Genomic DNA, 25,634 nt, shown 5'->3' with positions numbered 1-25,634 from the left:
GGACCTCGAGCCGCACGCAAGGCACGGATCGCCCACGAAACTCGCCGGAACCCAAGCCCCCGCGGTCGCCGCGCGGCGGCCGGCGACCGCACACTCATCGGCATAGCAGGGAATGCACAACCCACCCTGCTGGCCGGGCAGTTTCATCGAACGTATCCCGCAGGTCGCGCACGGCAGCCGGCCGACGTACTGCGCGTCCAGGCCGGCCGGCCTACCGTTCCTGTTGAAGGCCGCCATACCTGCCTCTGCCCCTCCTCTACGCCAGGACGGTTCCGGTGCCACCGCACCCGGAACACTGCGTGGTGACCGCATCGCCCATCGGCGTCTCCCACTCCACGGTGCCTCTGCCGCCACAGTCGGGGCAGGGCTTCTGTGGGGGCATGTCCTCGCTCATCTTGCCCAAGATAGGCCGCTCCATGTTGTCATGTGAGCACTTTCCGTGATCACTTCGCCATGGGCGCGGGCCCGGTGGCGCCCGGTCCCGCACCGAGGCTGCCCGCGGGCGGTCGAGCCGAGGAGAAAGGGCCGATCTGGGCGACAGTCTGATCCTCGGCGTTGATCGCGACCAGGGAAGAGGCGCCGACGTATGTCACCAGAGGGCGCAAGGTCCAGCCGGTTCCGGCGAGTGCTTCTGCGCACGTTCTATCGGCTGAGCTGTCTCGTCCACCGTGAGGGCGCAGTCGACCAAGCGTGGCGGAGCCAGGTGCCGTCGGAGTCGTTGACCGTGCGCGCTCGGCTGTCCTGCTCTGGGGCATACGGGGCGCGCAGGGGCGTCATAGATACGGCTGGAGCGGGCCGGCACTCGACGCTCAGCGCGCTCGGTGCGCAACAGGGTGCAAGGAGACTTGGAGTCCTTAAGGCTGTTCCGTGAAGCACCGGGAATACAGGGTGATTTCCAGCAGTGGCGTGTGGCCATCCAGCCCCTTGAGCCAGGTTTCCTCAAGCTGGGTGTGCGTTTTCACATGAACAGCCATGATCTCCAGGTTATGGTTTCTGCTGGAATCCTTTCCGTACTTCGTTACCTTCCACCCCTGGTTCGGCAGTGCGTTGTGAAGGTTCTTCATTCCCTTCTCCAGAGCATCGCTCCCTACGCCGTAGAGGGACCAAGGGTGACGGACGCTCTGATGCGTTCGCGAGGTGTCATGGGATGCGTCGCACGGTGCGGCAGCGGGGCCGGGTTCGGTTGATTTCCCCTTGATGTTCAGCATTTCGAGGACTCGACTCGAAAGCATTCCGACTTCGCGTACAACCTGTTGGCTGTCGCGGTCCCGGACGAATGTCTTGGCCGTGTCGCCGATCAAGGTGCTGCCGTAACCATGGCCGAGGACGGTGGTGTGACCTGTGTCGCCGGTCGCGTAGGTGTGGGCCGCTCGACTGCCCTCGAGGTACTGGTGCAGGCGCGGTGCGCCCCGCTCCGCGTAGGTGTCGGACGGAGCGTCGGTCAGCACGTTGTCCGGCGCGTCGTCATCGAGCCAGGTGATGGTGGAGACCTTTTGCCCCGGAGTGAGACGTCCGCTCTCACGCCACAGCCTTTCGCTGCGCTTGAGATCCGAAGGCGTGTCGCCATCGTCCTCCGCGATTGTCGAAAGGTCTTTCGTAGTGCCAGGTATGTAGAGGGCTGTGTGATCTGCCGTATCTGGATTTCCGTTGGCGAGAATAACTCTTCCGTTACCCTCGCCGTCAGGGTCAAAGCCCAGTAGGTATGCCTCGGGGAGACCACCCTGGCCGGTCCGGTCGAACCGGCCTTGAATCGCCTGCATCCCCTTGATCTTCCCCTCCAGGCGCTCCTTCTTGTCGCGCCGGTCCAGCCACTTCTGGCTGTACTTCATGTCGCCGCGGGCCCCGACGTTCTCGAACTCGGGTGGCTCCGACTTGTTGAGCGCAGCCAGCCTCACCTCGTACTGGCCACGTGTTTCCGCGAGGACGGCCCGGTTGGCCTCGTCGCGTGCATTGGCGGGGAGACCGTTCATCGCCCCGATGCTCGCGGGGTGCATCGAGATATAGGCGTCCCGTTCATCGGCGGACAGGTGCTTCCACCACTCCGCGTTGTCCTCCGGGTCACCGTGCTTGGGCGGGGCCTTGATCGCGTCCAGATAGCGCTCGGCGCCCTCGCGTATGCCACCCGTGTCCTTCTTGGCGTCGACCCAGTCCGCGGCGGAGACGGTCAGATCGTCGTCAGCCTTCAGCTTCCGCAGCTTCGGGGCCCGCTTCTCGTCGGCCTCCGTGGCTTCTTCCAGGGCCGCGGTGATCCGGTCGGCACACGCCAGTGCCCGTGCGAAATACGGGTTGGGGTGGAGATGTGGGCGGCCTGCCGGTGCAGTGCCTTGGCCGTCTGGTCCGTGACACCGTTCACCGTGCCGCCCGGAGGGGTCTTGCCCCGGTACTTGTCACCCTTCCGGGGAGGTGACCGAACCGTTCTTCTCCACGGTCAGCTTTTCGCCCTCGGCGTCCGCGACCGCCGCGCCGAGCTTGCTCTTGGCGGCCTGGAGGTCCGCCGCCAGGGCATTGAGGGCGGTGCTGAGCACGCCGCATTCGACCTGTGTCCCGTCGCCGGAAACCGACCGGGGCGTCAAGGTGCCACGCGGACCGGTGCGCTCAATGCCGCGGCAATTCCGTATTGCGTGTGGCATTCGGTGCGCCAGGTGCCGGACGCCAGGAATTCATGTAGCTGCCAGCCAAGCCGGTGCGGCGAATAAAAGGCAGGAGCCCCGCTCGCCACCGAAGTGGCGGAGCGGGGCTCCTTGGGTACTGCTAGGGGCGACCTGGAAAAAATTCCGGGCCGGGCAACTTAGACCGGCGTAACGTTCTCCGCCTGCGGACCCTTCGGGCCCTGCGTGACGTCGAAGTTCACCTGCTGGTTCTCCTCCAGGGAGCGGAAACCAGAGGCGTTGATCGCCGAGTAGTGGACGAAGACATCCGGGCCGCCGCCGTCCTGGGCGATGAAGCCGAAGCCCTTTTCAGCGTTGAACCACTTGACGGTTCCGGTAGCCATAAGCCCTCCTTGGGCCAAAGGGTTGCCCTGCTCCAGAACCTGCAAAGAAGTCTGAAACTACAAGAGCCTGCGGGGTCACATGCTCCGCAGGCTCTGTACTGCAAGGGAAACCAAACTGCAACTTGCGCTGAGCGTAGCATGTGCTGCTCCTGAGGCGGAAGAGCCAAAGATCACGTTTAACCGACCGCACTAACGTCCATACGCCGCCCCGCCGCGCTGCCCCTTGGGAGACAGGTCTAGCCTCCGCATGTGGACAATTCAACCTTCGGAGACGCACCCGCGGGAGCCGACGCCGGCCGCCGTCGCAGCCGGCCGCGAGTGGGCCACATCCAGTTCCTGAACTGCCTGCCCCTTTACTGGGGCCTCGCCCGTACGGGCACCCTGCTCGATCTGGACCTCACCAAGGACACGCCGGAGAAGCTCAGCGAGCAGCTGGTCCGCGGGGAGCTCGACATCGCGCCGATCACCCTCGTCGAATTCCTGCGCGCCGCCGACGACCTCGTCGCCTTCCCCGACCTCGCCGTCGGCTGCGACGGCCCGGTGATGTCCTGCGTGATCGTGTCGCAGAAGCCGCTGGACCAGCTCGACGGGGCCAGGGTCGCCCTCGGCTCCACCTCGCGTACGTCCGTACGGCTGGCCCAGCTGCTGCTGGCCGAGAAGGTCGGCGTGCAGCCCGACTACTACACGTGTCCGCCGGACCTCGGGCTGATGATGCAGGAGGCGGACGCGGCGGTGCTGATCGGCGACGCCGCGCTGCGCGCCAATCTGCACGACGGGCCGCGGCTGGGCCTGGAGGTGCACGACCTCGGCCAGATGTGGAAGGACTGGACGGGCCTGCCGTTCGTCTTCGCCGTCTGGGCGACCCGGCGCGAGTACCTGGAGCGCGAGCCGGTCGTGGTGCAGAAGGTGCACGAGGCGTTTCTCGCCTCGCGTGATCTGTCGCTGGAGGAGGTTGCCAAGGTCGCCGAGCAGGCGGCCCGTTGGGAGACCTTCGACGAGCCGGTCCTGGAGCGTTACTTCACCACGCTCGACTTCCGCTTCGGCCCCGCGCAACTGGGCGGTGTCACGGAGTTCGCCCGGCGGGTCGGGCCGACGACCGGATTCCCGGCCGATGTGAAGGTGTCGCTGCTGGAGCGGCCGGCCGGGTAGCCGGCCGCATGCCGCACAGCCGACCGGGGGGGCGCGGCGCGAGGCCTGGTGGTGCGAGCGTGCCGGGCCGGGGCCGTCCTCCGGGGGGGCCGGGGCCGTCGCCCCCCGGTGTCCGTGCCGGGGCAGTCCCGGGTACGGAGTTCCGGGGGCCCGGCAGGCGCTGCGTCATAAGCTGGGCGCGCCGTATCGAGGGGGAGGCGCCATGGAGCCGTTGGCAGCGGATGATCCACGGGTCCTGGGCGGGTACCGGCTGCTGGGCCGGCTCGGCGCGGGCGGGATGGGCCGGGTCTATCTCGGACGCAGCGCGGGCGGACGTACCGTCGCCGTGAAGGCCGTCCATGCGCATTTCGCCGTGGACGACCAGTTCCGTGCGCGGTTCCGGCGCGAGATCGAGTCGGCGCGGCGGGTGGGCGGCGCCTGGACCGCGCCGGTGCTGGACGCCGACCCGGACGCGGCCGTCCCGTGGGTCGCCACCGGCTATGCCGCGGGCCCCTCGCTGGCGCAGGCCGTTGCCGGCCTCGGGCCGCTGGCCGAGCACTCCGTACGGGCGCTGGGCGCCGGGCTGGCCGAGGCGCTGGCCGCGGTGCATGCGCTCGGGCTGGTGCACCGGGACGTCAAGCCGTCCAATGTGCTGCTGACGCTCGACGGGCCGCTGCTGATCGACTTCGGGATCGCGCGGGCCACGGAGGGCACCGCGTCGCTGACCTCGACGGGCGTCTCGGTGGGGTCGCCCGGCTATATGGCGCCCGAGCAGATCCTGGGCAACGGGGCCGCGGGCGCCGCCGATGTCTTCTCGCTCGGCGCGGTGCTGGCTTTCGCGGCGACCGGGGTCAGCCCGTTCTCGGGTGATTCATCCGCTGCGCTGCTCTACAAGGTCGTGCACGAGGAGCCCGAGTTGGGTTCCCCGCTCGTCGGCGATCTGCGGGAGCTGGTCGCCGGCTGCCTGGCCAAGAACCCCGCGGACCGTCCCGCCCCGGAGGCGCTGGCGGCCCGTCTCGCGGGGGAGGGGAGCGGTGGCGCGGCGGGGCTGGTGCGGGCCGGGTGGCTGCCCGGCCCGCTGGTCGAGCGGGTCAGCCGGCAGGCGGTGGAGCTGCTGAATCTTGATGCGGGGGAGGGGACCGAGGCCGGAGCTCCGGCCGCGACGATCGCCGGTCCGGCGGGCGTGTCGCCCGGTGGGGCGTTCGGGCCGCCGGATCCCTCGTACGGGGCGGCGGGCGGGCCGTTGGACCCGTCGTACGGGGCGGCGTCCGGGCTGGTGCCGTTCGAGAGCGCGCCTCCGGCCGGGCCGCCCGGTCAGGCGCCGGGCGCCGCGGGCCTCCCCGGCGTCCCTGGCCGGCCGCCCGGCGCTCCGCCCGGTCCTCCGCCCGGTCCTCCACTCGGCACTCCGCCCGGTCCTCCACTCGGCGCTCCACTCGGCGCTCCGCCCGGCGCTCCGCCCGGTCCTCCACTCGGCGCTCCGCCCGGTCCTCCACTCGGCGCTCCGACCGGCGCTCCGCCCGGTCCTCCGCCGCCACAGCCGGCGTCCTGGCCGGTGGCCGGCGGGGTGCCGTCCGCCGCGGCAACCGGCCACGGCCACCCCGCGACGGCCGGTAGCGGTCACCCCGCGACGGCCGGCAGTGGTCATCCCGGGGCGGCCGATAGCGGTCGTCAGCCGGCCGGCCCCGGCATCGCCGACCTGCCCACCGGGGCGCCGCCCGCCGCCGCCAAGGAGCGGCGGATCGCGCTGTCCGGTGCGGTCGGCGGCGAGGGCCGGCCGCGGCGGATGAGCTGCACGCTGGTGCTGTCGGTGGCCGGTGCGCTCGCCGTCGCGACGACCGCCGGGTTCGTCTTCCGCCTGATGCCGGGCATGGGCGGTGACACGGACAGCGGGGCCCAGACGGGTGCCAAGCCGCCGGCCGACGGCGCGCCGACCGCACGGCCCACCGGACCGGGGGGCGCGGGCAGCGGCCGGGCCACGGTGGCCAAGCCCTTCCTCGGCACCTGGACGGGCAGCGTCACGACGGCGCACGGCATCCCCAACGGCACGATCACCAGCGTCATCAAGCCGGGCGGCAAGGGCGACTACGTCATCCACACCACCTACGACGCGGTGTTGGTGAAGTGCCGGGCCAAGGCGAAGCTGGAAGCGGCCACGAAGCGGCGGCTGGTGCTCATGGAGCGGCCGGACGGCAAGCAGGGGCCCGGCTGTACGGGCAACAAGTCCCGTGTGACGTACACGCTCGGCAAGGGCGGCACGCTCGGCTTCGCCTCGCAGGACGACGCGGGCGGCACGCCGAAGGCGACGTTGACGAAGCACTGAGACGAAGCACTGAGACGAAGCGCTGAGGATGCGCGGGGCGAGGCACCGGGGTGAGGCGGCGGGCAAGGCGGGGCCGGTCGCCGGCCGGGCGTCCGGTGGAAGCGCCGGCTGACCGGCGGCGAGGCTGTCGGACCCCTGACGTACGCTGGTTCAGTTCGTGATGCCCGCCTGCGAAAGGGACGCCCCGGTGACCGAGAACGCCGACCTCCAGTCCGTACTCGACCGCGCCGCGCAGGGCGGCCGCATCACGCCGGAGGAAGCGCTCGACCTGTACCGCTCCGCTCCGCTGCATGCGCTGGGCCAGGCCGCCGACGCCGTGCGCCGCCGCCGCTACGCCGGCACCGAGCACATCGCGACGTACATCATCGAGCGCAACATCAACTACACCAATGTGTGCGTGACGGCCTGCAAGTTCTGCGCCTTCTACGCCGCGCCCAAGGACACCGCCAAGGGCTGGACCCGCGACCTCGACGACATCCTGCGCCGCTGCGCGGAGACCGTCGAACTGGGCGGCACCCAGATCATGTTCCAGGGCGGCCACCACCCGGACTACGGCGTCGAGTACTACGAAGAGCACTTCTCCGCCATCAAGAAGGCCTTCCCGCAGCTGGTAATCCACTCCCTCGGCGCGTCCGAGGTCGAGCACATGGCCCGGATCTCCAAGGTGTCCGTCGAGGAGGCGATCTCGCGCATCCACGCCGCCGGGCTCGACTCCTTCGCGGGTGCCGGCGCCGAACTCCTCCCGGCCCGCCCCCGTAAGGCCATCGCCCCGCTGAAGGAGTCCGGCGAGCGCTGGCTGGAGATCATGGAGGTGGCTCACGGGCTGGGCGTGGAGTCGACCTCCACGATGCTCATGGGCACCGGCGAGACCAACGCCGAGCGGATCGAGCATCTGCGGATGATCCGCGACGTCCAGGACCGTACGGGCGGCTTCCGCGCCTTCATCCCGTACACCTACCAGCCGGAGAACAACCACCTGAAGGGCCAGACGCAGGCCACCCTCTTCGAGTACCTGCGCATCATCGCCCTCGCCCGGATCTTCCTCGACAACGTCGCGCACATCCAGGGCTCCTGGCTGACCACCGGCAAGGAGATCGGCCAGCTGTCGCTGCACTACGGCGCGGACGACCTCGGCTCGATCATGCTGGAGGAGAACGTGGTCTCCTCGGCCGGTGCCAAGCACCGCTCCAACCGCATGGAGATCATCGACCTGATCCGCAAGGCGGGCCGGGTCCCGGCGCAGCGCGCGACCACGTACGAGCACCTGGTCGTGCACGACGACCCGGCCAACGACCCCGTCGACGACAAGGTCGTCTCGCATCTGTCGTCCACGGCGATCGAGGGCGGCACGGCGCATCCGGAGCTGAAGCTCGTCGAGGCCAACTGAGCCTGCCGTGCTGACGATTCACCGGGTGCGCGCGCTCCGCCCGGTCGTGGACGGTCCGGATCACGACCAGGCGGACGAGGCCGGGTACGCGGTCGTCGTCAGGGGCGACCGCCTGGCCGCCGTCGGACCGTTCGACGCGCTGTTCGCGGAGTACGGCGCGCAGGCCCGCGTCCGGGAGTGGGACGGTGTGCTGACACCCGGCCGCCACGAACCGGACGGCGCCGCTCTGCTGGAGGCGGCCTACCACCCCGACCCGCGCGAGGCGGACGCCCTCGGCAGCGAGCCGGTCACCGGCGACGCGCTCACCGCCCTCGACATGACGGATGCCCGCTGGGGCGCGAGCGCCCGGCGCGGACTGCAACGCCTGATGGCCACCGGGACCACGGCGCTGACCGGGCCCTTCCACCGCCCCGCGGTCCGCACGGCCGTGGAGCGCTCCGGCCTGCGGGAGCTGGCGGAGCGTGTCCCGCGCTCCCTGGAGACCGGCGGTCGTGCCGACTTCGCCGTCTTCGCCGAGGACGGCAGCTGCCTGGTCACCGCACTCCACGGCCGCCTCGTCTTCCGCCGCCGCTGAAACCGCCGCCCGGCAATCAGGCCGTGCCCGGTGCGGGCGCCGGCCCCGGCACGGTGGACAATGGCCGGGTGACCCGAGCATCCCTGGACAAGCAGCCGCACGAAGTCGCCGCGATGTTCGACGACGTGGCGGCGCGGTACGACCTCACCAACGACGTGCTGTCCCTGGGGCAGGCGCGGCTCTGGCGCAAGGAGGTGGACCGCGCGGTGGCCGCCCGGCCCGCCGAGCGGGTGCTCGACCTCGCGGCCGGCACCGGCACCTCCTCGCTGCCGTTCGCCCGGACCGGCGCCTACGTCGTGCCGTGCGACTTCTCCGTCGGCATGCTGCGGGAGGGCAAGAAGCGGCATCCGTGGCTGCCGTTCACCGCCGGTGACGGCACCCGGCTGCCGTTCGCGGACGGGGTGTTCGACGCCGTCACCATCTCCTTCGGGCTGCGCAACATCCAGGACACCGACGCCGCGCTGGCGGAGCTGTACCGGGTCACCAAGCCCGGCGGCCGGGTCGTGATCTGCGAGTTCAGCGAGCCGACCTGGGCGCCGTTCCGGACCGTCTACACCGAGTACCTGATGCGGGCGCTGCCGCCGGTCGCCCGTGCGGTCAGCAGCAACCCGGACGCCTATGTCTATCTCGCCGAGTCCATCCGCACGTGGCCGAACCAGCCCGAACTCGCCGCCCGCATGCAGGGCGTGGGCTGGACGGGGGTGGCCTGGCGCAATCTGACCGGCGGCATCGTGGCGCTGCACCGGGGGACCAAGCCGGCCGGGAGCTGACGGACGGCAAGAGGGGCCGGCGCGCGTTGCTCAGCCCGCGCCGGCACCGCCGTCCGCGTACGGCTCACACATCCAGCCGATGGCAGTACGCCGTCTGCTTTCCCTGCGGCGTGATCACCGTCTCCGCCTGCCGCATCCCCAGCCGCCGGGTCACCGCGATCGACCGCTCGTTGCGCGCATCCACCATGGCGACCACATGGCGCACCCCGGCCGTGCGCACGGCCTCCAGCGCCGTCCGCGCCGCGGCCGTGGCGTAGCCCTTGCCCCAGTACGCGCGGCCGAGCCGCCAGCCGATCTCGATCTCGCCCACCGGGCCCCAGTCCCGCGGCCACGGCTGGGCGCCGGTGAAGCCGATGACCGCGCCGTCCGCCGGATCCAGCAGCGTGAACAGGCAGAATCCCAGCTCCGCGTGGTGTCTGCGCTGGCGCGCGGCGAGCTCCTCGTATACGGAGAGTTCGGCGGGTACGCCACCGTGGAACTCCATGACATCCGGGTCGTTGAAGACCCGGTGCCAGTTCATCGCGTCCTCCTCGGTGGGCACGCGCAGCTCGACGGCGGGGAGCGGCCGGTTCGCGGGCGGGGTGTTCACAGACTTCACGGCACAACCCTTCAGGTTCTGATCACCACGGCCCCCATAGACTGCACGTGCCCAGTGCCGGTCGGCACCCAGATATCCAGATCGACTTCCGGGAGACAGCGCCGTGACCGAGTCCGCGTCCGTGACCGATTCCGTGACCACAGCCCGCTCGGAGCACAGCGCGGACGTGATCGTCGTCGGTGCCGGGCCCGCCGGCTCGGCGACCGCCTATCACCTCGCCAAGTCCGGCCTGGACGTCCTCCTTCTGGAGAAGACCGCCTTCCCGCGCGAGAAGGTCTGCGGCGACGGGCTGACCCCCCGCGCCACCAAGCAGCTGGTCGCGATGGGGGTCGACATCTCCGAGGAAGCGGGCTGGCTGCGCAACAAGGGCCTGCGGATCATCGGCGGCGGCTCCCGCCTCCAGCTCGACTGGCCGGAGCTGGCCTCCTACCCCGACTACGGACTGGTCCGTAAGCGCGACGACTTCGACGAGCAGCTCGCCCGGCAGGCGCAGAAGGCCGGCGCGCGGCTCTACGAGCGCTGCAATGTGGGCGCGCCGATCGTCCACGAGCTGACCGGCCACATCACCGGCGTGCACGCCAAGCTCGGCGAGGAGAAGACCCCGGTCACCTTCCACGCGCCGCTGGTCGTCGCCGCCGACGGCAACTCCACCCGGCTCTCGCTGGCCATGGGCCTGCACCGCCGCGAGGACCGCCCCATGGGCGTGGCCGTCCGTACGTACTTCACCTCGCCCCGCCACGACGACGACTACCTGGAGTCCTGGCTCGAACTGTGGGACCGCCGCGGCGCCGAGGACCGGCTGCTGCCCGGCTACGGCTGGATCTTCGGCATGGGCGACGGTACGAGCAACGTCGGCCTCGGCATCCTCAACTCCAGCTCCGCCTTCAAGGAGCTGGACTGGCGGGAGATCCTCAAGGCGTGGTGCGCCTCGATGCCCGCCGACTGGGGCTACACCCCGGAGAACATGACCGGCCCGATCCGCGGCGCCGCGCTCCCCATGGCCTTCAACCGCCAGCCGCACTACACCAAGGGCCTGTTGCTGGTCGGTGACGCGGGCGGGCTGGTCAACCCGTTCAACGGCGAGGGCATCGCCTACGCCATGGAGTCCGGCGCGATCGCCGCCGAGGTCATCGTGCAGGCACACGCCCGCGCCACGTACGCGCAGCGTGAACTGGCCCTGCAGCGCTACCCCAAGATCCTCAAGGACACCTACGGCGGCTACTACTCCCTGGGCCGCGCCTTTGTGAAGCTCATCGGCAACCCCAAGGTCATGAAGATCGCGACCCAGCGCGGTCTGACCCACCCGCTGCTGATGCGCTTCACCCTCAAGATGCTCGCCAACCTCACCGACCCCACGGGCGGCGACGCGATGGACCGCATCATCAACGGCCTGAGCAAGGTCGCGCCGAAGGCGTGACGCAGGGACGGGGCGGGCGCACGGGCGCCGGCCCCGGTGCGGGCTTCGGTGCCGGCCCTGGCGGCGGTCCGGGATTTCCCGTCCGCCGCGGTCACATTCTCCGGCCGGGATCCGTCAGTGCGGTGACGACGGAATTCCCTAAGGAGAGCAGTGATGGACGCACGGATGAAGAACCCCGCGGTGGTCCTCCCCGAGGCCATGCAGCCCCTCCTCGACGTGGTCAAGGCCACCCGTCAGGGCGGGGTGCCGGAGACCACGCTGGAGCTGGTGCATCTGCGCGCGAGCCAGATCAACGGCTGCAGCTTCTGCGTCGACGGGGGCGTGAAGAGTGCCCGGAAGGCGGGCATGAGCGATGACCAGCTGTTCGCGGTCGCGGCCTGGCGGGAGGCGCCGTACTTCTCGGACGCCGAGCGTGCCGCCCTGGCACTCACCGAGGCGGCCACCCGGCTCGCCGACAGCTCCGACCCGGTGCCGGACCATGTCTGGGATGACGCCGCCGACCACTTCGACGAGCGGCAGCTGTCGGCGATCATCCTGACGATCGGTGTCACCAACCTCTTCAACCGGCTCAATGCGACCACCAAGCAGCCCGCGGGTGCGGGCTGGTAACGCGCGCTCCGGTCACCGACGCCCTGATGCGCCCTGACGCGCCTTGGAGCGGCCTGGTGGGGCCTTGCGGGGCCCGTTGGGCGAGTTACGCCCGTTGGCGGCCCCTTGGGGGCGTGTTGCGGCCGTATGCCCGTGACGGCCCGGGAAGAGGCCTCTGCGGCCCGTCGGTGCATCCGGCGGGCCGCTTGCCGTGGGCGGGGGGTCCCGTCAGGCGGCCGGGGCGTGAGCCGGGGCGGGGAGCCGGCGTGCCGGGTCCGGGGCCGGCAGCCGGCGGTCCGGGGCGGTCAGCCGCTCGGCGCCCGGAGGCACCGGCACCGCCGCGAAGATCGCGTTCTGCTGCTCCTGAAGTTCCCGCACCCTCTCCCGGGGAGTGCCCGGCAGCCGCTGCTCCTCGTACAGCTTGTGGGTCTCCAGCTGGGCGGCCTTGCTCTCGGGGGTGTGGAACTGGACCTCGAAGAGCTGGTGGGAGCGGGGCGCGCGCCAGGCGGAGTTGATCGCCTTGTAGCCGGCGGTCCGGTTCCAGGTGTTGGCCCAGCGGGTGGAGTCGTTGCCCCACGCGGACAGCAGCCCGGCCGCGGTGTGGACGCCCTGGCTGTACTGGTCGGCGGGCCACTGGAGGGTGAAGCGGACCGCGTCGTTGATCATGCCGAGCGAGGTGTCCACCGACCGCCCCGGTGACTCCTGCATCGAGGTGGCGACCTTGCGCTTGAGCGAGTCGGGCGACTTCAGCCGCTGGTCGAACCCGATCAGGTCGGCATGGCTGATCCGGGCGGCCGCGCGTACCCCGGGGCTGATGGCACGCTCGGCCCGCCGGGCGCGGAGGACGAAGGCGTCCACCTTCTTGTTGTCGGCGGCCTTCAGACGCAGCCCGTCCTGGTGCCAGCTGCCGTCGGGGTCGGTGTCTGCGGGGCGTACGGAGGGCGCCGCGGCGGACGGGCCGGTGGCGGTCGCGGCGGGGACGGCGCCCAGGCCGAGCGCGGTGGCCAGTGCGGCGGCCGTCGCGGCCCGGGTGACGAGGCGGCGGGCGGTGCGGTGGGTGTTCATCGGAGCGCGGTGACCCTCTCTCTGCGGAGGCCGCACGGAGCCGAAGTGGCATATGTGCGGCATATGGCGAGAGGTGCAACGGCGCGCGCCGTGACGGGGTAGCTCTACGGGCGGCCGCCGGCCCGGTACCTGGCTTGAATCTGGCGCTGCACGGCGCGATTCGGCCGCCTCACGACGCGCGGGCGGCCCGCGGGCCCGCATGCCGAAGGACCGTCCCTCCCGAGCGGCGAAAGAGACGGTCCTTGTGAGGCACCAAGGGTGCGGCGGACCTAGAGGACGCGCACCGCGCCGGTCGGCATGTCGTAGTTGAGCGGGCGCTCGACGATGCCGGTGCTGGAGTTCTGGGCGCCGATGAAGTTGCCGTTACCGACGTAGACACCGACGTGGTAGGCGCTGCCCGCGCTGCCCCAGTACAGGATGTCGCCGACCTGGAGGTTGTCCAGGCCGACCTGGGTGCCGGCGGTGGACTGGTCCTGCGACACCCGCGGCAGGTCGATGCCGATCTGGTTGAACGCGGCCTGGGTCAGGCCGGAGCAGTCGTACGACGAGGGGCCGCTGGAGCCCAGCACGTACGCCTTGCCCAGCTGCGCCTTGAGGAAGGAGACGAGCGTGGCGGTGCTGCCGGTGGCGGTGGACGACGAGGGCGCGGACAGGGTCGACCGCTCGGAGGAGCGCGAGGCACGGGCCTGCGCGGCCTCCTTGGCCTTGCGGGCTTCCTCGGCCTTCTTCTTGGCCTCGGCCTTGGCCTTCTTCACGGCCTCGGCCTTGTGCTTCTCGGCGGCCTTGGCGGCCTTGGAGAAGGCGCTGTCCTGGAGGGCCTGGCGCTCGTAGTTGAACGCGACCTGCTCGGCAGTGTCGGCGCTCTTGGCGGCGCTGGTGGCCAGCGCCGTCGTGATCGTCGGCATCTCCTGGGTTTCGGCGACGGGCTTCTCCGCGGCGTTGGCCGGGACGGTGGCACCGGTCACCGCGAGGGTGAGGAAGCCACCGGTCACGCCCGCGCGCAACGCCCGGGAGGACGCGGAAGGACGGCGGGGCTTCCGGTGGCTGGGTATGAGTGCGTTCGGGGACATGGCAACAACGGCTATCAGGAGCCACAGGTTGCTGCCAAGAAAGGTGCAGTGCGCCACACTTGACGTGTACGCGGCGAATAAACCGGACTTTTGGCCGCCCATCGAGTCCGCGGCGGGATGTCCGAATTTCGCGATCATGTTCCTACGCATGGCATTTGCTGCTCGATGCGGGGGCGGCGGGCGCCTATCACTTCCCCATCCGCCACGCCAAGGCTTCCCGTGCGTCAAGGACTTAGTGCTGGAAATAGCGTGGGATAGGTCACTCTTGAGTGTCCGTTATGTTCCTGTGATCTGACGCGGCCCGCTCGCTCGTGAATCGAAGCACGCGTCGACGATCACGGACCGGTCACGAGTGGATCACGCCTGCGGGCCCTCTGCGTATAGCAGTTGGCTGCGTCCAGCACCAATTTGCCCGTAGCGGCCACCACTTGATAGTGGCAACCCCGCCCTGACCAGCGGTAACCCAGGTGAATGTCACCTCTCGTGATCACTCGCGCGCTTCACGTATGAAGATCACCGCTCATCCGACTTCATGATCCTTCGCCGGGTGGTGGAGATCACAAAGGCGTTGTCCACTCCCGTGTCGCAGATCACAGACCAGCGGGCATAAGATGCTGGCGGTTCGGGCTTGTGAACTGCCTCACATATGCACGATCTCCATGGGGCAGCCTGAGGGCCCGAGCGGACCGCCATCCAGTCATCGTCGACTGAAGGGAGCGAGGACGGTGAACGCTTACGCGCCCATCCTCGTACTGGGAGCCCTCGGGGCAGGCTTTGCGATCTTCTCCGTCGTGATGGCCACCCTCGTCGGGCCCAGGCGCTACAACCGGGCCAAGCTCGAGGCGTACGAGTGCGGAATCGAGCCGACGCCACATCCGTCCGGTGGCGGTCGCTTCCCGATCAAGTACTACCTGACGGCGATGCTCTTCATCGTCTTCGACATCGAGATCGTCTTCCTCTATCCCTGGGCCGTCACCTTCGACGCCCTGGGGCTGTTCGGGCTCGTCGAGATGCTCCTCTTCGCGCTCACCGTCTTCGTCGCCTACGCCTATGTCTGGCGTCGTGGCGGCCTGGAATGGGACTAGGGGTCACACATGGGACTTGAAGAGAAGCTGCCGAGCGGCTTTTTGCTGACCACTGTCGAGCAGGCCGCGGGCTGGGTGCGCAAATCATCGGTCTTCCCCGCGACCTTCGGGCTGGCCTGCTGCGCCATCGAGATGATGACGACCGGCGCCGGGCGCTACGACCTGGCCCGCTTCGGTATGGAGGTCTTCCGCGGCTCACCGCGGCAGGCGGATCTGATGATCGTGGCCGGCCGGGTGAGCCAGAAGATGGCGCCCGTGCTGCGGCAGGTCTACGACCAGATGCCGGACCCGAAGTGGGTGATTTCCATGGGGGTTTGCGCCTCATCGGGCGGAATGTTCAATAACTACGCGATTGTGCAGGGCGTCGACCACATCGTTCCCGTCGACATCTATTTGCCGGGCTGCCCGCCGCGTCCCGAGATGCTCATGGACGCCATTCTCAAGCTGCATCAGAAGATCCAGAACACCAAGCTCGGGGTCAATCAGCAGCAGGCCGCCCGTGAGGCGGAGGAGGCGGCGCTCAAGGCGCTCCCGCTGATCGAGATGAAGGGGCTGCTGCGGTGAGTGAGCAGAAGAACCCTGAGGGTCCCGGCGAGCCGAACGGCCAGAACGGCCAGGAGGACGCCGTGCCCGCGCAGCGTGACGACACCGGCGAGGTGATCGGCACCCGCCGCGGCATGTTCGGCGCCGACAACGGCGGCGACACCAGCGGTTACGGCGGCCTCGTCCGGACCGTCCGGCTGCCCGGCGCGACCCAGCGGCCGTACGGCGGACCGCGTGGTGGTGGGGGAGGCTACGGCGAGTTCGACGAGATCGCCGACGAGCTGGAGGGCGCCCTCGACGAACAGGGCCTGATCCCCGAGAACGTCATCGAGAAGACGGTCGTGGACCGCGCCGAGCTGACCTTCCACATCGAGCGCGCCTATCTGCCGACGGTCGCCAGGACCCTGCGCGACGACCCCGCGCTGCGCTTCGAGCTGTGTACGGGCGTGAGCGGGGTGCACTTCCCCGGTGACAAGGGCCGCGAGCTGCACGCCGTCTACCACCTGCGCTCGATCACCCACAACCGGCTGATCCGGCTGGAGGTCTCCGCCCCGGACGCCGACCCGCACGTGCCCTCGCTCGTGGAGGTCTATCCGACCAACGACTGGCACGAGCGCGAGACCTACGACTTCTTCGGAATCGTTTTCGACGGCCACCCGGCGCTGACCCGGATCATGATGCCCGACGACTGGCAGGGCTTCCCGCAGCGCAAGGACTACCCGCTCGGCGGCATCCCCGTCGAGTACAAGGGCGCCCAGATTCCGGCTCCCGACCAGCGGAGGTCGTACAGCTGATGACTACTGCACCGCACTCCCACTCCCCGAACGGCCACCGCACCTCGAGCGACTTCGACACCACGGAGTCCCTGGCCCGGGAGACCACCGAGGGCACCGTCTACAACGTCTCCGGTGGCGACTGGGACGAGATCGCGGCCGCCGCCGTGAAGTCCGACGACGAGCGGATCATCGTCAACATGGGGCCGCAGCACCCCTCCACCCACGGCGTGCTCCGGCTGATCCTGGAGATCGACGGCGAGACCGTCACCGAGGCCCGCTGCGGCATCGGCTATCTGCACACCGGCATCGAGAAGAACCTCGAATACCGGACCTGGACGCAGGGCACCACCTTCGTCACGAGGATGGATTACCTCACCCCCTTCTTCAACGAGACGGCCTACTGCCTCGCCGTGGAGAAGCTGCTCGGGATCACCGACCAGATCCCCGACCGGGCCACCGTCATCCGCGTGATGCTGATGGAGCTCAACCGGATGTCCTCCCACCTCGTGGCGATCGCCACCGGCGGGATGGAGCTGGGCGCCACCACGATCATGATCTACGGCTTCCGGGACCGGGAACTCATCCTCGACCTCTACGAGCTGATCACCGGCCTGCGGATGAACCACGCCTACATCCGGCCCGGCGGCCTCGCGCAGGACCTGCCCCCGGGCGCGGTCGACCAGGTGCGTGAGTTCGTGAAGAAGATGCGCAAGAACATCGGCGAGTACGACAAGCTCGCCACCGGCAACCCGGTGTTCAAGGGCCGCATGGAAGGCATCGGCTATCTCGACCTGGCCGGCTGCATGGCCACCGGCGCCACCGGGCCCATCGTGCGCTCCGCCGGACTGCCGCACGACCTGCGCAAGACCCAGCCGTACTGCGGTTACGAGACCTACGACTTCGAGGTGCCGACCGCCGACACCTGCGACTCCTACGGCCGGTTCCTGATCCGGCTGGAGGAGATGCGCCAGTCGCTGCGGATCGTCGAGCAGTGCCTGGACCGGCTGGAGCCCGGCCCGGTGATGGTCGCGGACAAGAAGATCGCCTGGCCCGCGCAGCTGGCCCTGGGCCCGGACGGCCTGGGCAACTCCCTCGACCACATCAAGAAGATCATGGGCACCTCGATGGAGGCCCTGATCCACCACTTCAAGCTGGTGACCGAGGGCTTCCGGGTCCCGCCGGGGCAGGCCTACTCCGCCGTCGAGTCGCCCAAGGGCGAGCTGGGCGTGCATGTGGTCAGCGACGGCGGCACCCGCCCCTACCGGGTGCACTTCCGCGACCCGTCCTTCACCAACCTCCAGGCCATGGCGGCGATGTGCGAAGGCGGCCAGGTCGCCGACGTCATCGTCGCCGTCGCGTCCATCGACCCCGTGATGGGAGGCGTCGACCGGTGAACGCCACTCCGGCAAACCATGACGTGCAGCTGGGGATGCCCGCGCTCCCCGCCCCCGACTTTCCGGTGGACGTACGGGCCCGGCTGGAAGCGGACGCCAAGGAGGTGATCGCCCGCTACCCCGGTGCGCGCTCGGCGCTGCTGCCGCTGCTGCACCTCGTCCAGGCCGAGGAGGGGCACGTCACCCGCACCGGCATCCGCTTCTGCGCCGAGATGCTCGACCTGACCACCGCCGAGGTCACCGCGGTCTCGACCTTCTACTCCATGTACCGCCGCAAGGCGAGCGGTGATTACCAGGTCGGGGTCTGCACCAACACGCTGTGCGCGGTGATGGGCGGCGACGCCATCTTCGAGGACCTCAAGGAGTACCTCGGCGTCGGCAACGGCGAGACCACCGAGGACGGCGCCGTCACCCTCGAACACATCGAGTGCAACGCGGCCTGCGACTTCGCCCCGGTCGTGATGGTCAACTGGGAGTTCTTCGACAACCAGACGCCGCGGTCCGCCCGGCAGCTGGTCGACGACCTGCGGGCCGGCCGGACCGTCGAGCCCACCCGCGGCGCACCGCTGTGCACGTTCAAGGACACGGCCCGGATGCTCGCCGGATTCCCGGACGAGCGGCCGGGCGCCGTCGAGGCCACCGGCGGAGCGGGCCCCGCCTCGCTGATCGGGCTGCGGCTCGCCAAGGGCGAAGCCGCCCCCGGCCGGGGCGCCGACCACGTCATCGCGCCGCGCGCCACCACCGACGGTCCCACCGACGGAACCGGCGGCGAACCCCCGTCCGGCCACCCCGCCGACGAGCCGCCCGCCGGGCACCCCAGCTCCCACGACGCACCGCAGCAGACCTCGGCCTCGGACGACCAGCACCCGGCCGGCCCGACAGCAGAGGAGGGGGAGTGATGACAGTGGCAGCCGAACACGGCGGCGCCTCCCGGCCGGAGGCCGGCGGGGAGATCAACCCCGAGAAGCTTCTGACGCCCGTGCTGTCCGCCTTCTGGGACCAGCCCGAGCCCTGGACGCTGGAGACCTACCGCCGTCACGAGGGCTACGAAGGCCTGCGCAAGGCGCTCGCGATGCCCCCGGACGACGTCATCGCCTACGTCAAGGACTCCGGGCTGCGCGGCCGCGGCGGCGCCGGCTTCCCGACCGGGATGAAGTGGCAGTTCATCCCGCAGGGCGACGGCAAACCGCACTACCTGGTCGTCAACGCCGACGAGTCGGAGCCCGGGACCTGCAAGGACATCCCGCTCCTCTTCGCCAACCCGCACTCCCTCATCGAGGGGATCGTGATCGCCTGCCATGCGATCCGGTCGCATCACGCCTTCATCTATCTGCGCGGCGAGGTCGTACCCGTCCTGCGGAGGCTGCACGAGGCCGTGCGCGAGGCCTATGCGGCGGGCTACCTCGGGAAGAACATCCTGGGCTCGGGCCTCGACCTCGATGTGATCGTGCACGCGGGCGCCGGTGCGTACATCTGCGGTGAGGAAACCGCGCTGCTCGACTCCCTGGAGGGCCGTCGCGGACAGCCCCGGCTGCGTCCCCCCTTCCCGGCGGTGGCGGGCCTGTACGCCTGCCCCACCGTCGTGAACAACGTCGAGTCCATCGCCTCGGTTCCCGCGATCATGAACAAGGGCAAGGACTGGTTCCGGTCGATGGGCAGCGAGAAGTCCCCGGGCTTCACGCTCTACTCGCTCAGCGGCCATGTCACCAACCCCGGCCAGTACGAAGCCCCGTTGGGCGTCACGCTGCGCCAGCTGCTGGACATGAGCGGCGGTATGCGCCGCGGCCACCGGCTGAAGTTCTGGACGCCGGGCGGCTCCTCGACGCCGATGTTCACCGACGAGCACCTCGACGTCCCCCTCGACTACGAGGGCGTCGGCGCGGCCGGCTCGATGCTCGGCACCAAGGCGCTCCAGTGCTTCGACGAGACCACCTGCGTCGTCCGCGCGGTCACCCGCTGGACCGAGTTCTATGCGCACGAGTCCTGCGGCAAGTGCACGCCCTGCCGTGAAGGGACCTACTGGCTGGTGCAGCTGCTGCGCGACATCGAGGCAGGCAAGGGCGTGATGGACGACCTCGACAAGATCGACGACATCGCCGACAACATCAACGGCAAGTCCTTCTGCGCCCTCGGCGACGGCGCCGCCTCGCCGATCTTCTCCTCGCTGAAGTACTTCCGCGAGGAGTACGAGCAGCACATCACCGGCAAGGGCTGCCCCTTCGACCCGGCCAAGTCGACCCTCTGGTCCGACAACGACGCTCACCTGGGGGTGAATGCATGACCGTCACGACAAATGCTCCCTCGGGAGGCGGCGAGGCGGCGATCCCGCCGGAGGACCTCGTCACCCTGACGATCGACGGCATCGAGATCTCCGTCCCCAAGGGGACGCTGGTCATCCGTGCCGCCGAGCTCCTCGGCATCGAGATCCCGCGCTTCTGCGACCACCCGCTGCTGGACCCGGCGGGCGCCTGCCGGCAGTGCATCGTCGAGGTCGAGGGCCAGCGCAAGCCGATGGCCTCCTGCACCATCACCTGCACCGACGGCATGGTCGTCAAGTCGCAGCTCACCTCGCCGGTGGCCGAGAAGGCCCAGCGCGGGGTGATGGAGCTGCTGCTGATCAACCACCCGCTGGACTGCCCGGTCTGCGACAAGGGCGGTGAGTGCCCGCTCCAGAACCAGGCGATGCAGGTCGGCGATACCGACACCCGCTTCGAGGGCAAGAAGCGCACCTTCGCCAAGCCGGTGCCGATCTCCACGCAGGTGCTGCTGGACCGCGAACGGTGCGTGCTGTGTGCGCGCTGCACCCGCTTCAGCAACCAGATCGCCGGCGACCCGATGATCGAGCTCGTCGAGCGCGGCGCCCTCCAGCAGGTCGGCACCGGCGAGGGCGACCCCTTCCAGTCGTACTTCTCCGGCAACACCATCCAGATCTGCCCGGTCGGCGCGCTCACCTCCGCCGCGTACCGCTTCCGCTCCCGCCCCTTCGACCTGGTCTCCTCGCCGTCGGTGTGCGAGCACTGCGCGGGCGGCTGTGCGACCCGTACGGACCACCGGCGCGGCAAGGTCATGCGGCGGCTGGCGGCGAACGACCCCGAGGTCAACGAGGAGTGGATCTGCGACAAGGGGCGGTTCGCCTTCCGGTACGCGCAGCAGCGTGACCGGCTGGAGCACCCGCTCGTGCGCAACCCGGAGTCCGGCGAACTGGAGCCGGCGAGCTGGCCCATGGCCCTGGAGACGGCGGCCCGCGGACTGGCCGCGGCCAAGGGGCGCACGGGCGTGCTGACCGGCGGCCGGCTGACCGTCGAGGACGCCTACGCCTACGCCAAGTTCGCCCGGATCGCGCTGGGCACCAACGACATCGATTTCCGGGCGCGGCTGCACAGCGCCGAGGAGGCCGACTTCCTGGCGTCCCGGGTCGCCGGCCGCGGCCGCGATCTGGACGGCGAGGGCGTCACGTACACCGCGCTGGAGAACGCGCCGGCCGTTCTGCTGGCCGGTATCGAGGCCGAGGAGGAGGCCCCGGGCGTCTTCCTGCGGCTGCGCAAGGCGCACCGCAGGAGCGGACAGCGCACCTACGGGCTGGCCGGTCACGCCTCGCGCGGGCTGATCAAGGCCGGTGGCACGCTGCTGCCGTCCGCGCCCGGGACCGAGACCGAATGGCTGGACGCGCTCGCGGGCGGCGTCGGCCTGGACGGTGCGGGGCAGGCCGCGGCCGAGGCGCTCCGGGCCGACGGCTCGGTGATCATCGTCGGCGAGCGGCTGGCGGCGGTGCCCGGCGCGCTGACCGCCGCCGTCCGCGCCGCCCGTGCCACCGGCGCCCGGCTGGTGTGGATCCCCCGGCGGGCCGGCGAACGCGGCGCCGTCGAGGCGGGCGCGCTGCCCGGTCTGCTGCCCGGTGGCCGGCCGGCCACCGACCCGCGGGCCCGCGACGAGGTCGCGGCCGCCTGGGGCGTGGCCGCGCTGCCGCACCGGCACGGCCGGGACACCGGCCAGATCATCGAGGCCGCGGCGACCGGCGAGATCGGCGCGCTCCTCGTGGCGGGCGTCGAGGTCGCCGACCTGCCGGACCCGGCCCGCGCGCTGGCCGCCCTGGACGAGGTCGGCTTCCTGGTCAGCCTGGAGCTGCGGCCCTCGCAGGTCACCGAGCGGGCGGATGTGGTCCTCCCGGTGGCGGCCGTGGTCGAGAAGGCCGGCACGTTCCTCAACTGGGAAGGCCGGGCGCGGCTGTTCGAGGCCGCCCTCAAGCCGGACCAGATGACCCGCCGGCATCTGCTGCCGGACTCCCGGTTGCTGCACATGCTCGCCGATGCGATGGACGTCCACCTCGCGCTGCCGGACATCCGCTCCGTACGCCGCGAGCTGGACCGGCTCGGTGGCTGGGACGGCCCGCACGCGGGCGAGCCCATGGAGAGCGGGCGCCCGCTGCCCCGCCCCGACAGCGGTGAGGCCGTCCTCGCCGGACACCGGCTCCTTCTGGACCAGGGGCGGCTCCAGGAGGGCGACGAGGCGCTGGCCGGCACCCGGCACGCCGCCGTCGCCCAGCTGTCGCTGACCACCGCGCAGGAGACCGGGGTCAAGGACGGTGACCTGCTGGCGGTCACCGGACCGGCCGGCGCGGTCCACCTGCCGCTCCAGGTCACGCCGATGCCCGACCGGGTGGTGTGGCTGCCACTCAACTCCGTGGGCGGTGGCGTTGCCGCCGACACCGGGGCGCAACCCGGTGACCTGGTGAAGATCTCCGCCGTCCCGGGCACCCCGGAGCCGGCCAAGGAGGTGGACGCATGATGCAGCAGCTCGATCAACTCGCCGCCGCCGGAAGCGCGCTGGCGCAGGAAGACCTGTCGATGTTCGGCCGCGACCCGTGGTGGCTCGTCGTCATCAAGGCGGTCTTCTGCTTCGCGTTCCTGATGCTGACGGTGCTGTTCTCGATCGTCTGGGAACGCAAGGTCGTCGCCTGGATGCAGCTGCGCATCGGCCCCAACCGGCACGGCCCCTGGGGGATGCTCCAGTCCCTCGCCGACGGCATCAAGCTGATGCTGAAGGAGGACCTGGTCGTCAAGCGGGCCGACAAGGTGGTCTACATCCTCGCGCCGGTCGTGGCGGCCATCCCGGCCTTCATGGCGATCGCGGTGATCCCCTTCGGCCCGGCCGGCAACGAGATCTCCATCTTCGGGGTCCGCACCCCGATGCAGCTGACCGACCTGCCGATCGGCATCCTCTACATCCTGGCCACGGCCTCGGTCGGCATCTACGGCATCGTGCTGGCGGGCTGGTCGTCCGGTTCGACCTATCCGCTGCTCGGCGGGCTGCGCTCGTGTGCGCAGATGATCTCGTACGAGATCGCGATGGGCATGTCGTTCGCAGCGGTGTTCCTCTACTCCGGGTCGATGTCGACGTCGACGATCGTGGAGTCGCAGCAGAGCAGGTGGTACGTCCTGCTGCTGCCGGTGTCCTTCATCATCTACATCGTCGCGATGGTGGGCGAGACCAACCGCGCGCCGTTCGACATGCCGGAGTCCGAGGGCGACCTCGTCGGCGGCTTCAACACCGAGTACTCGTCCATCAAGTTCGCGATGTTCATGCTCGCCGAGTACGTCAACATGGTCACCGTCTCGGCGGTCGCGATCACCCTCTTCCTGGGCGGGTGGAAGGCACCCTGGCCGGTCTCCACGTTCTGGGAAGGCGCGAACCACGGCTGGTGGCCGCTGCTCTGGTTCACCCTCAAGGTGCAGCTGCTGCTGTTCTTCTTCATCTGGCTGCGCGGCACCCTTCCGCGGGTGCGCTACGACCAGTTCATGAAGCTGGGCTGGAAGGTCCTCATCCCGGTCTCGCTGGTCTGGCTGATGCTGGTCGCCACGGTCCGGGCGCTGAAGAACGAGGGCTACAACTTCTCCCAGATCGTGCTCTATGTCGCCGGCGGGGCCGTCGCGCTGCTGCTGATCTCCCTCCTCGTGGACTTCTTCCGGCGTGCCGAGACGGAGGAGGAGACGGACGGGGACGGGGCCTTCGACCCGATGGCCGGCGGTTTCCCCGTGCCGCCGCTGCCCGGACAGAGCCTGCCGCCCGTGCCGCGACGCAGGCCGCGCCGTGACCGCGAGCTGATTGTCAGTGGCGGGCCGGACACTGTCAGTGACGGAATCGGAAACGACGGAAAGGGGGGCGACGGTGCCTGAGTTCCAGAACCCCGTGGCCGGCTTCGGCGTGACCTTCAAGGCCATGTTCAAGAAGCGGCTGACCGAGCAGTACCCGGAGGAGAAGAAGCCGACGGCGCCGCGTTTCCACGGCCGGCACCAGCTCAACCGGCATCCGGACGGGCTGGAGAAGTGCATCGGCTGCGAGCTGTGCGCATGGGCCTGCCCGGCGGACGCGATCTATGTCGAGGGCGCGGACAACGCCCCCGAGGAGCGCTACTCCCCGGGTGAGCGCTACGGCCGCGTCTACCAGATCAACTATCTGCGCTGCATCCTGTGCGGCCTGTGCGTGGAAGCCTGTCCGACCCGCGCGCTGACGATGACCAATGAGTACGAACTCGCCGACCGGTCCCGCGAATCGCTCATCTACACCAAGGAGGAGCTGCTCGCGGGCCTGGAGGAGACGATGGTCGACTCGCCGCATGCGATCTACCCCGGCATGACGGAGAAGGACTACTACCAGGGCCTGGTGACCGAGGCCGCCCCCGGGACCGTCCGTCAGGCCGCGGTCTCCAAGGGCGAGAAGGCCGACGGGAACGCCCAGGAGAAGGAGGCGAACGCATGACCGGACTCGCCGCCGCGGCCTCCATGACCTCCACCGGTGAGGCCGTGCAGTTCTGGATCCTGGGCATCGTCGCTGTCAGCGGCGCGCTGTGCACGATCCTGATGAAGCGCGCCGTGCACAGCGCCCTCTCGCTCGCCGGGACCATGATCGTCCTGGCGGTCTTCTACCTCGCCAACGGCGCGTACTTCCTCGGCGTCGTCCAGATCGTCGTCTACACGGGCGCGATCATGATGCTGTTCCTGTTCGTCGTCATGCTGGTGGGTGTCACCGCCGCGGACTCCCTCAAGGAGACCCTCAAGGGCCAGCGCTGGCTCGCCGCCGGACTGGGCCTCGGCTTCGGCATCCTGCTGATCGCCGGGATCGGCAACGCCTCGCTCAAGGAGTTCAACGGCCTGGGCGAGGCCAACGCCGGCGGCAATGTGCAGGGCCTGGCCGCGCTCATCTTCACCAAGTACGTCTTCGCCTTCGAAGTCACCGGCGCACTGCTGATCACGGCGGCCGTCGGCGCGATGGTGCTCACCCACCGGGAGCGTACGGAGCGCGCCAAGTCCCAGCGCGAGCAGTCCGAGGCGCGCATCCGCGAGGGCAAGCAGGTACCGCCGCTGCCCGCCCCGGGTGTCTACGCCCGGCACAACGCCGTCGACATCCCGGGCCTGCTGCCCGACGGCACCACGTCCGAGCTGAGCGTCAGCCCGACGCTGAGGGAGCGCGGCCAGGTCCGCGATGTCTCCGGTGAGTCGCTCGCCGAGCTGAAGGCGCTGGAGGAGCGCTCCGAGGACTGGCTGGGCCGGGGGGCCGAGGAGCCCCGGTCCTCGTCGTCCGGTGGCGTGGCGCCGAAGGAGCACAAGGAGGGGGCCAAGAAATGAACCCGGTCTACTACCTCTATCTCGCCGCCCTGTTGTTCACCATCGGTGCGGCCGGGGTGCTGATCAGGCGGAACGCCATCGTGGTGTTCATGTGCATCGAGCTGATGCTCAACGCCTGCAATCTCGCCTTCGTCACCTTCTCGCGGATGCACGGGAATCTGGACGGCCAGATCATCGCCTTCTTCACGATGGTCGTCGCCGCGGCCGAGGTCGTGGTCGGCCTGGCGATCATCGTGTCGATCTTCCGCACCCGTCATACGGCCTCGGTCGACGACGCCAGCCTGATGAAGCTGTAAGGGGTCGCA

23 protein-coding genes and 1 pseudogene are annotated in these 25,634 nt (G+C 70.0%); 18 read left to right on the top strand and 6 right to left on the bottom strand.

Features of this window, described 5'->3' with window-relative positions:
• Window positions 1-854: 854 nt before the first annotated feature.
• The 3 genes from K7C20_RS17075 to K7C20_RS17065 form a co-directional block, all read right to left on the bottom strand.
• On the bottom strand, window positions 855-1,970 hold the full coding sequence (locus K7C20_RS17075; RefSeq protein ID WP_160328691.1) for an alpha/beta hydrolase: 1,116 nt from the start codon (window positions 1,968-1,970) through the stop codon (window positions 855-857).
• Window positions 1,971-2,387: 417 nt separating this feature from the next.
• Window positions 2,388-2,525, bottom strand: a complete 138-nt coding sequence (locus K7C20_RS17070) for a hypothetical protein (RefSeq protein WP_160328692.1) — start codon at window positions 2,523-2,525, stop codon at window positions 2,388-2,390.
• Window positions 2,526-2,788: 263 nt separating this feature from the next.
• Window positions 2,789-2,992, bottom strand: a complete 204-nt coding sequence (locus K7C20_RS17065) for a cold-shock protein (RefSeq protein ID WP_003984261.1) — start codon at window positions 2,990-2,992, stop codon at window positions 2,789-2,791.
• A 249-nt stretch (window positions 2,993-3,241) separates the two neighbouring features.
• Here K7C20_RS17065 and K7C20_RS17060 point away from each other — a divergent pair, with 249 nt between their 5' ends.
• From K7C20_RS17060 to K7C20_RS17040, 5 genes are all read left to right on the top strand, one after another.
• Entirely contained in the window at window positions 3,242-4,141 is a 900-nt protein-coding gene (locus tag K7C20_RS17060; protein WP_078952847.1) for a menaquinone biosynthetic enzyme MqnA/MqnD family protein, read from the top strand.
• Between the two features lie 202 nt (window positions 4,142-4,343).
• Window positions 4,344-6,440 carry a serine/threonine-protein kinase gene (locus K7C20_RS17055; protein ID WP_222892620.1) on the top strand — a complete coding sequence of 699 codons (2,097 nt, stop codon included), beginning with the start codon at window positions 4,344-4,346 and terminating at the stop codon, window positions 6,438-6,440.
• Window positions 6,441-6,627: 187 nt separating this feature from the next.
• The gene (gene mqnC, locus K7C20_RS17050) at window positions 6,628-7,827 is read left to right on the top strand and encodes a cyclic dehypoxanthinyl futalosine synthase (protein ID WP_030074627.1); all 1,200 of its coding nucleotides are present in this window, start codon (window positions 6,628-6,630) and stop codon (window positions 7,825-7,827) included.
• A 7-nt stretch (window positions 7,828-7,834) separates the two neighbouring features.
• Entirely contained in the window at window positions 7,835-8,401 is a 567-nt protein-coding gene (locus K7C20_RS17045) for a hypothetical protein (RefSeq protein WP_053208540.1), read from the top strand.
• Window positions 8,402-8,469: 68 nt separating this feature from the next.
• Complete coding sequence (locus K7C20_RS17040; RefSeq protein WP_053208567.1) at window positions 8,470-9,171, top strand: demethylmenaquinone methyltransferase; 702 nt, start codon at window positions 8,470-8,472, stop codon at window positions 9,169-9,171.
• A gap of 64 nt (window positions 9,172-9,235) precedes the next feature.
• On the opposite strand, the gene K7C20_RS17035 is transcribed toward K7C20_RS17040, so the two are convergent.
• Window positions 9,236-9,769: a GNAT family N-acetyltransferase gene (locus K7C20_RS17035; RefSeq protein WP_030074633.1), complete on the bottom strand. Its 534-nt coding sequence runs from the start codon at window positions 9,767-9,769 to the stop codon at window positions 9,236-9,238.
• Between the two features lie 40 nt (window positions 9,770-9,809).
• Between K7C20_RS17035 and K7C20_RS17030 the strand changes: the two are divergent.
• Both K7C20_RS17030 and K7C20_RS17025 read left to right on the top strand, forming a co-directional pair.
• Window positions 9,810-11,186, top strand: a pseudogene (locus K7C20_RS17030) (geranylgeranyl reductase family protein); the annotation flags it as partial.
• 153 nt (window positions 11,187-11,339) lie between these two features.
• Complete coding sequence (locus tag K7C20_RS17025) at window positions 11,340-11,795, top strand: carboxymuconolactone decarboxylase family protein (RefSeq protein WP_030074635.1); 456 nt, start codon at window positions 11,340-11,342, stop codon at window positions 11,793-11,795.
• Between the two features lie 207 nt (window positions 11,796-12,002).
• On the opposite strand, the gene K7C20_RS17020 is transcribed toward K7C20_RS17025, so the two are convergent.
• The gene (locus K7C20_RS17020) at window positions 12,003-12,839 is read right to left on the bottom strand and encodes an ATP nucleotide 3'-pyrophosphokinase (protein ID WP_053208541.1); all 837 of its coding nucleotides are present in this window, start codon (window positions 12,837-12,839) and stop codon (window positions 12,003-12,005) included.
• 269 nt (window positions 12,840-13,108) lie between these two features.
• Window positions 13,109-13,909 carry a C40 family peptidase gene (locus K7C20_RS17015; RefSeq protein WP_030074637.1) on the bottom strand — a complete coding sequence of 267 codons (801 nt, stop codon included), beginning with the start codon at window positions 13,907-13,909 and terminating at the stop codon, window positions 13,109-13,111.
• A gap of 725 nt (window positions 13,910-14,634) precedes the next feature.
• On the opposite strand from K7C20_RS17015, the gene K7C20_RS17010 reads away from it, so the two are divergent.
• From K7C20_RS17010 to nuoK, 11 genes are read left to right on the top strand one after another with little or no spacing between them, the layout of a single operon-like run.
• Window positions 14,635-14,994, top strand: coding sequence for an NADH-quinone oxidoreductase subunit A (locus K7C20_RS17010; RefSeq protein WP_006604811.1), 360 nt, complete (start codon window positions 14,635-14,637; stop codon window positions 14,992-14,994).
• 9 nt (window positions 14,995-15,003) lie between these two features.
• Entirely contained in the window at window positions 15,004-15,558 is a 555-nt protein-coding gene (locus tag K7C20_RS17005; protein ID WP_030074638.1) for a NuoB/complex I 20 kDa subunit family protein, read from the top strand.
• Window positions 15,555-16,331, top strand: a complete 777-nt coding sequence (locus K7C20_RS17000) for an NADH-quinone oxidoreductase subunit C (protein ID WP_030074639.1) — start codon at window positions 15,555-15,557, stop codon at window positions 16,329-16,331. Before K7C20_RS17005 ends, K7C20_RS17000 begins: the two co-directional genes overlap by 4 nt.
• Entirely contained in the window at window positions 16,331-17,707 is a 1,377-nt protein-coding gene (locus tag K7C20_RS16995; RefSeq protein ID WP_048828454.1) for an NADH-quinone oxidoreductase subunit D, read from the top strand. The genes K7C20_RS17000 and K7C20_RS16995 overlap by 1 nt, the downstream gene beginning before the upstream one ends.
• 35 nt (window positions 17,708-17,742) lie before the next feature.
• On the top strand, window positions 17,743-18,606 hold the full coding sequence (nuoE, locus tag K7C20_RS16990; protein ID WP_030074641.1) for an NADH-quinone oxidoreductase subunit NuoE: 864 nt from the start codon (window positions 17,743-17,745) through the stop codon (window positions 18,604-18,606).
• Window positions 18,606-19,988 (top strand): NADH-quinone oxidoreductase subunit NuoF, encoded by a 1,383-nt coding sequence (gene nuoF, locus K7C20_RS16985; protein ID WP_030074642.1) that lies wholly within the window; start codon window positions 18,606-18,608, stop codon window positions 19,986-19,988. Before nuoE ends, nuoF begins: the two co-directional genes overlap by 1 nt.
• Window positions 19,985-22,492 carry an NADH-quinone oxidoreductase subunit G gene (locus K7C20_RS16980; RefSeq protein ID WP_053208542.1) on the top strand — a complete coding sequence of 836 codons (2,508 nt, stop codon included), beginning with the start codon at window positions 19,985-19,987 and terminating at the stop codon, window positions 22,490-22,492. The genes nuoF and K7C20_RS16980 overlap by 4 nt, the downstream gene beginning before the upstream one ends.
• A complete protein-coding gene (gene nuoH, locus K7C20_RS16975) occupies window positions 22,492-23,880 on the top strand; it encodes an NADH-quinone oxidoreductase subunit NuoH (protein WP_030074645.1) in 1,389 nt (462 codons plus the stop codon). The genes K7C20_RS16980 and nuoH overlap by 1 nt, the downstream gene beginning before the upstream one ends.
• The gene (gene nuoI, locus K7C20_RS16970; protein WP_245170947.1) at window positions 23,873-24,463 is read left to right on the top strand and encodes an NADH-quinone oxidoreductase subunit NuoI; all 591 of its coding nucleotides are present in this window, start codon (window positions 23,873-23,875) and stop codon (window positions 24,461-24,463) included. Before nuoH ends, nuoI begins: the two co-directional genes overlap by 8 nt.
• Window positions 24,460-25,329 carry an NADH-quinone oxidoreductase subunit J gene (locus tag K7C20_RS16965; RefSeq protein WP_030074649.1) on the top strand — a complete coding sequence of 290 codons (870 nt, stop codon included), beginning with the start codon at window positions 24,460-24,462 and terminating at the stop codon, window positions 25,327-25,329. Before nuoI ends, K7C20_RS16965 begins: the two co-directional genes overlap by 4 nt.
• Window positions 25,326-25,625, top strand: a complete 300-nt coding sequence (gene nuoK / locus K7C20_RS16960) for an NADH-quinone oxidoreductase subunit NuoK (protein ID WP_018090964.1) — start codon at window positions 25,326-25,328, stop codon at window positions 25,623-25,625. The genes K7C20_RS16965 and nuoK overlap by 4 nt, the downstream gene beginning before the upstream one ends.
• The last annotated feature ends 9 nt before the right edge of the window (window positions 25,626-25,634 follow it).

Source organism: Streptomyces decoyicus (assembly GCF_019880305.1).
GTDB lineage: Bacteria > Actinomycetota > Actinomycetes > Streptomycetales > Streptomycetaceae > Streptomyces > Streptomyces decoyicus.
This window is presented reverse-complemented; position numbering and strand designations above follow the sequence as displayed.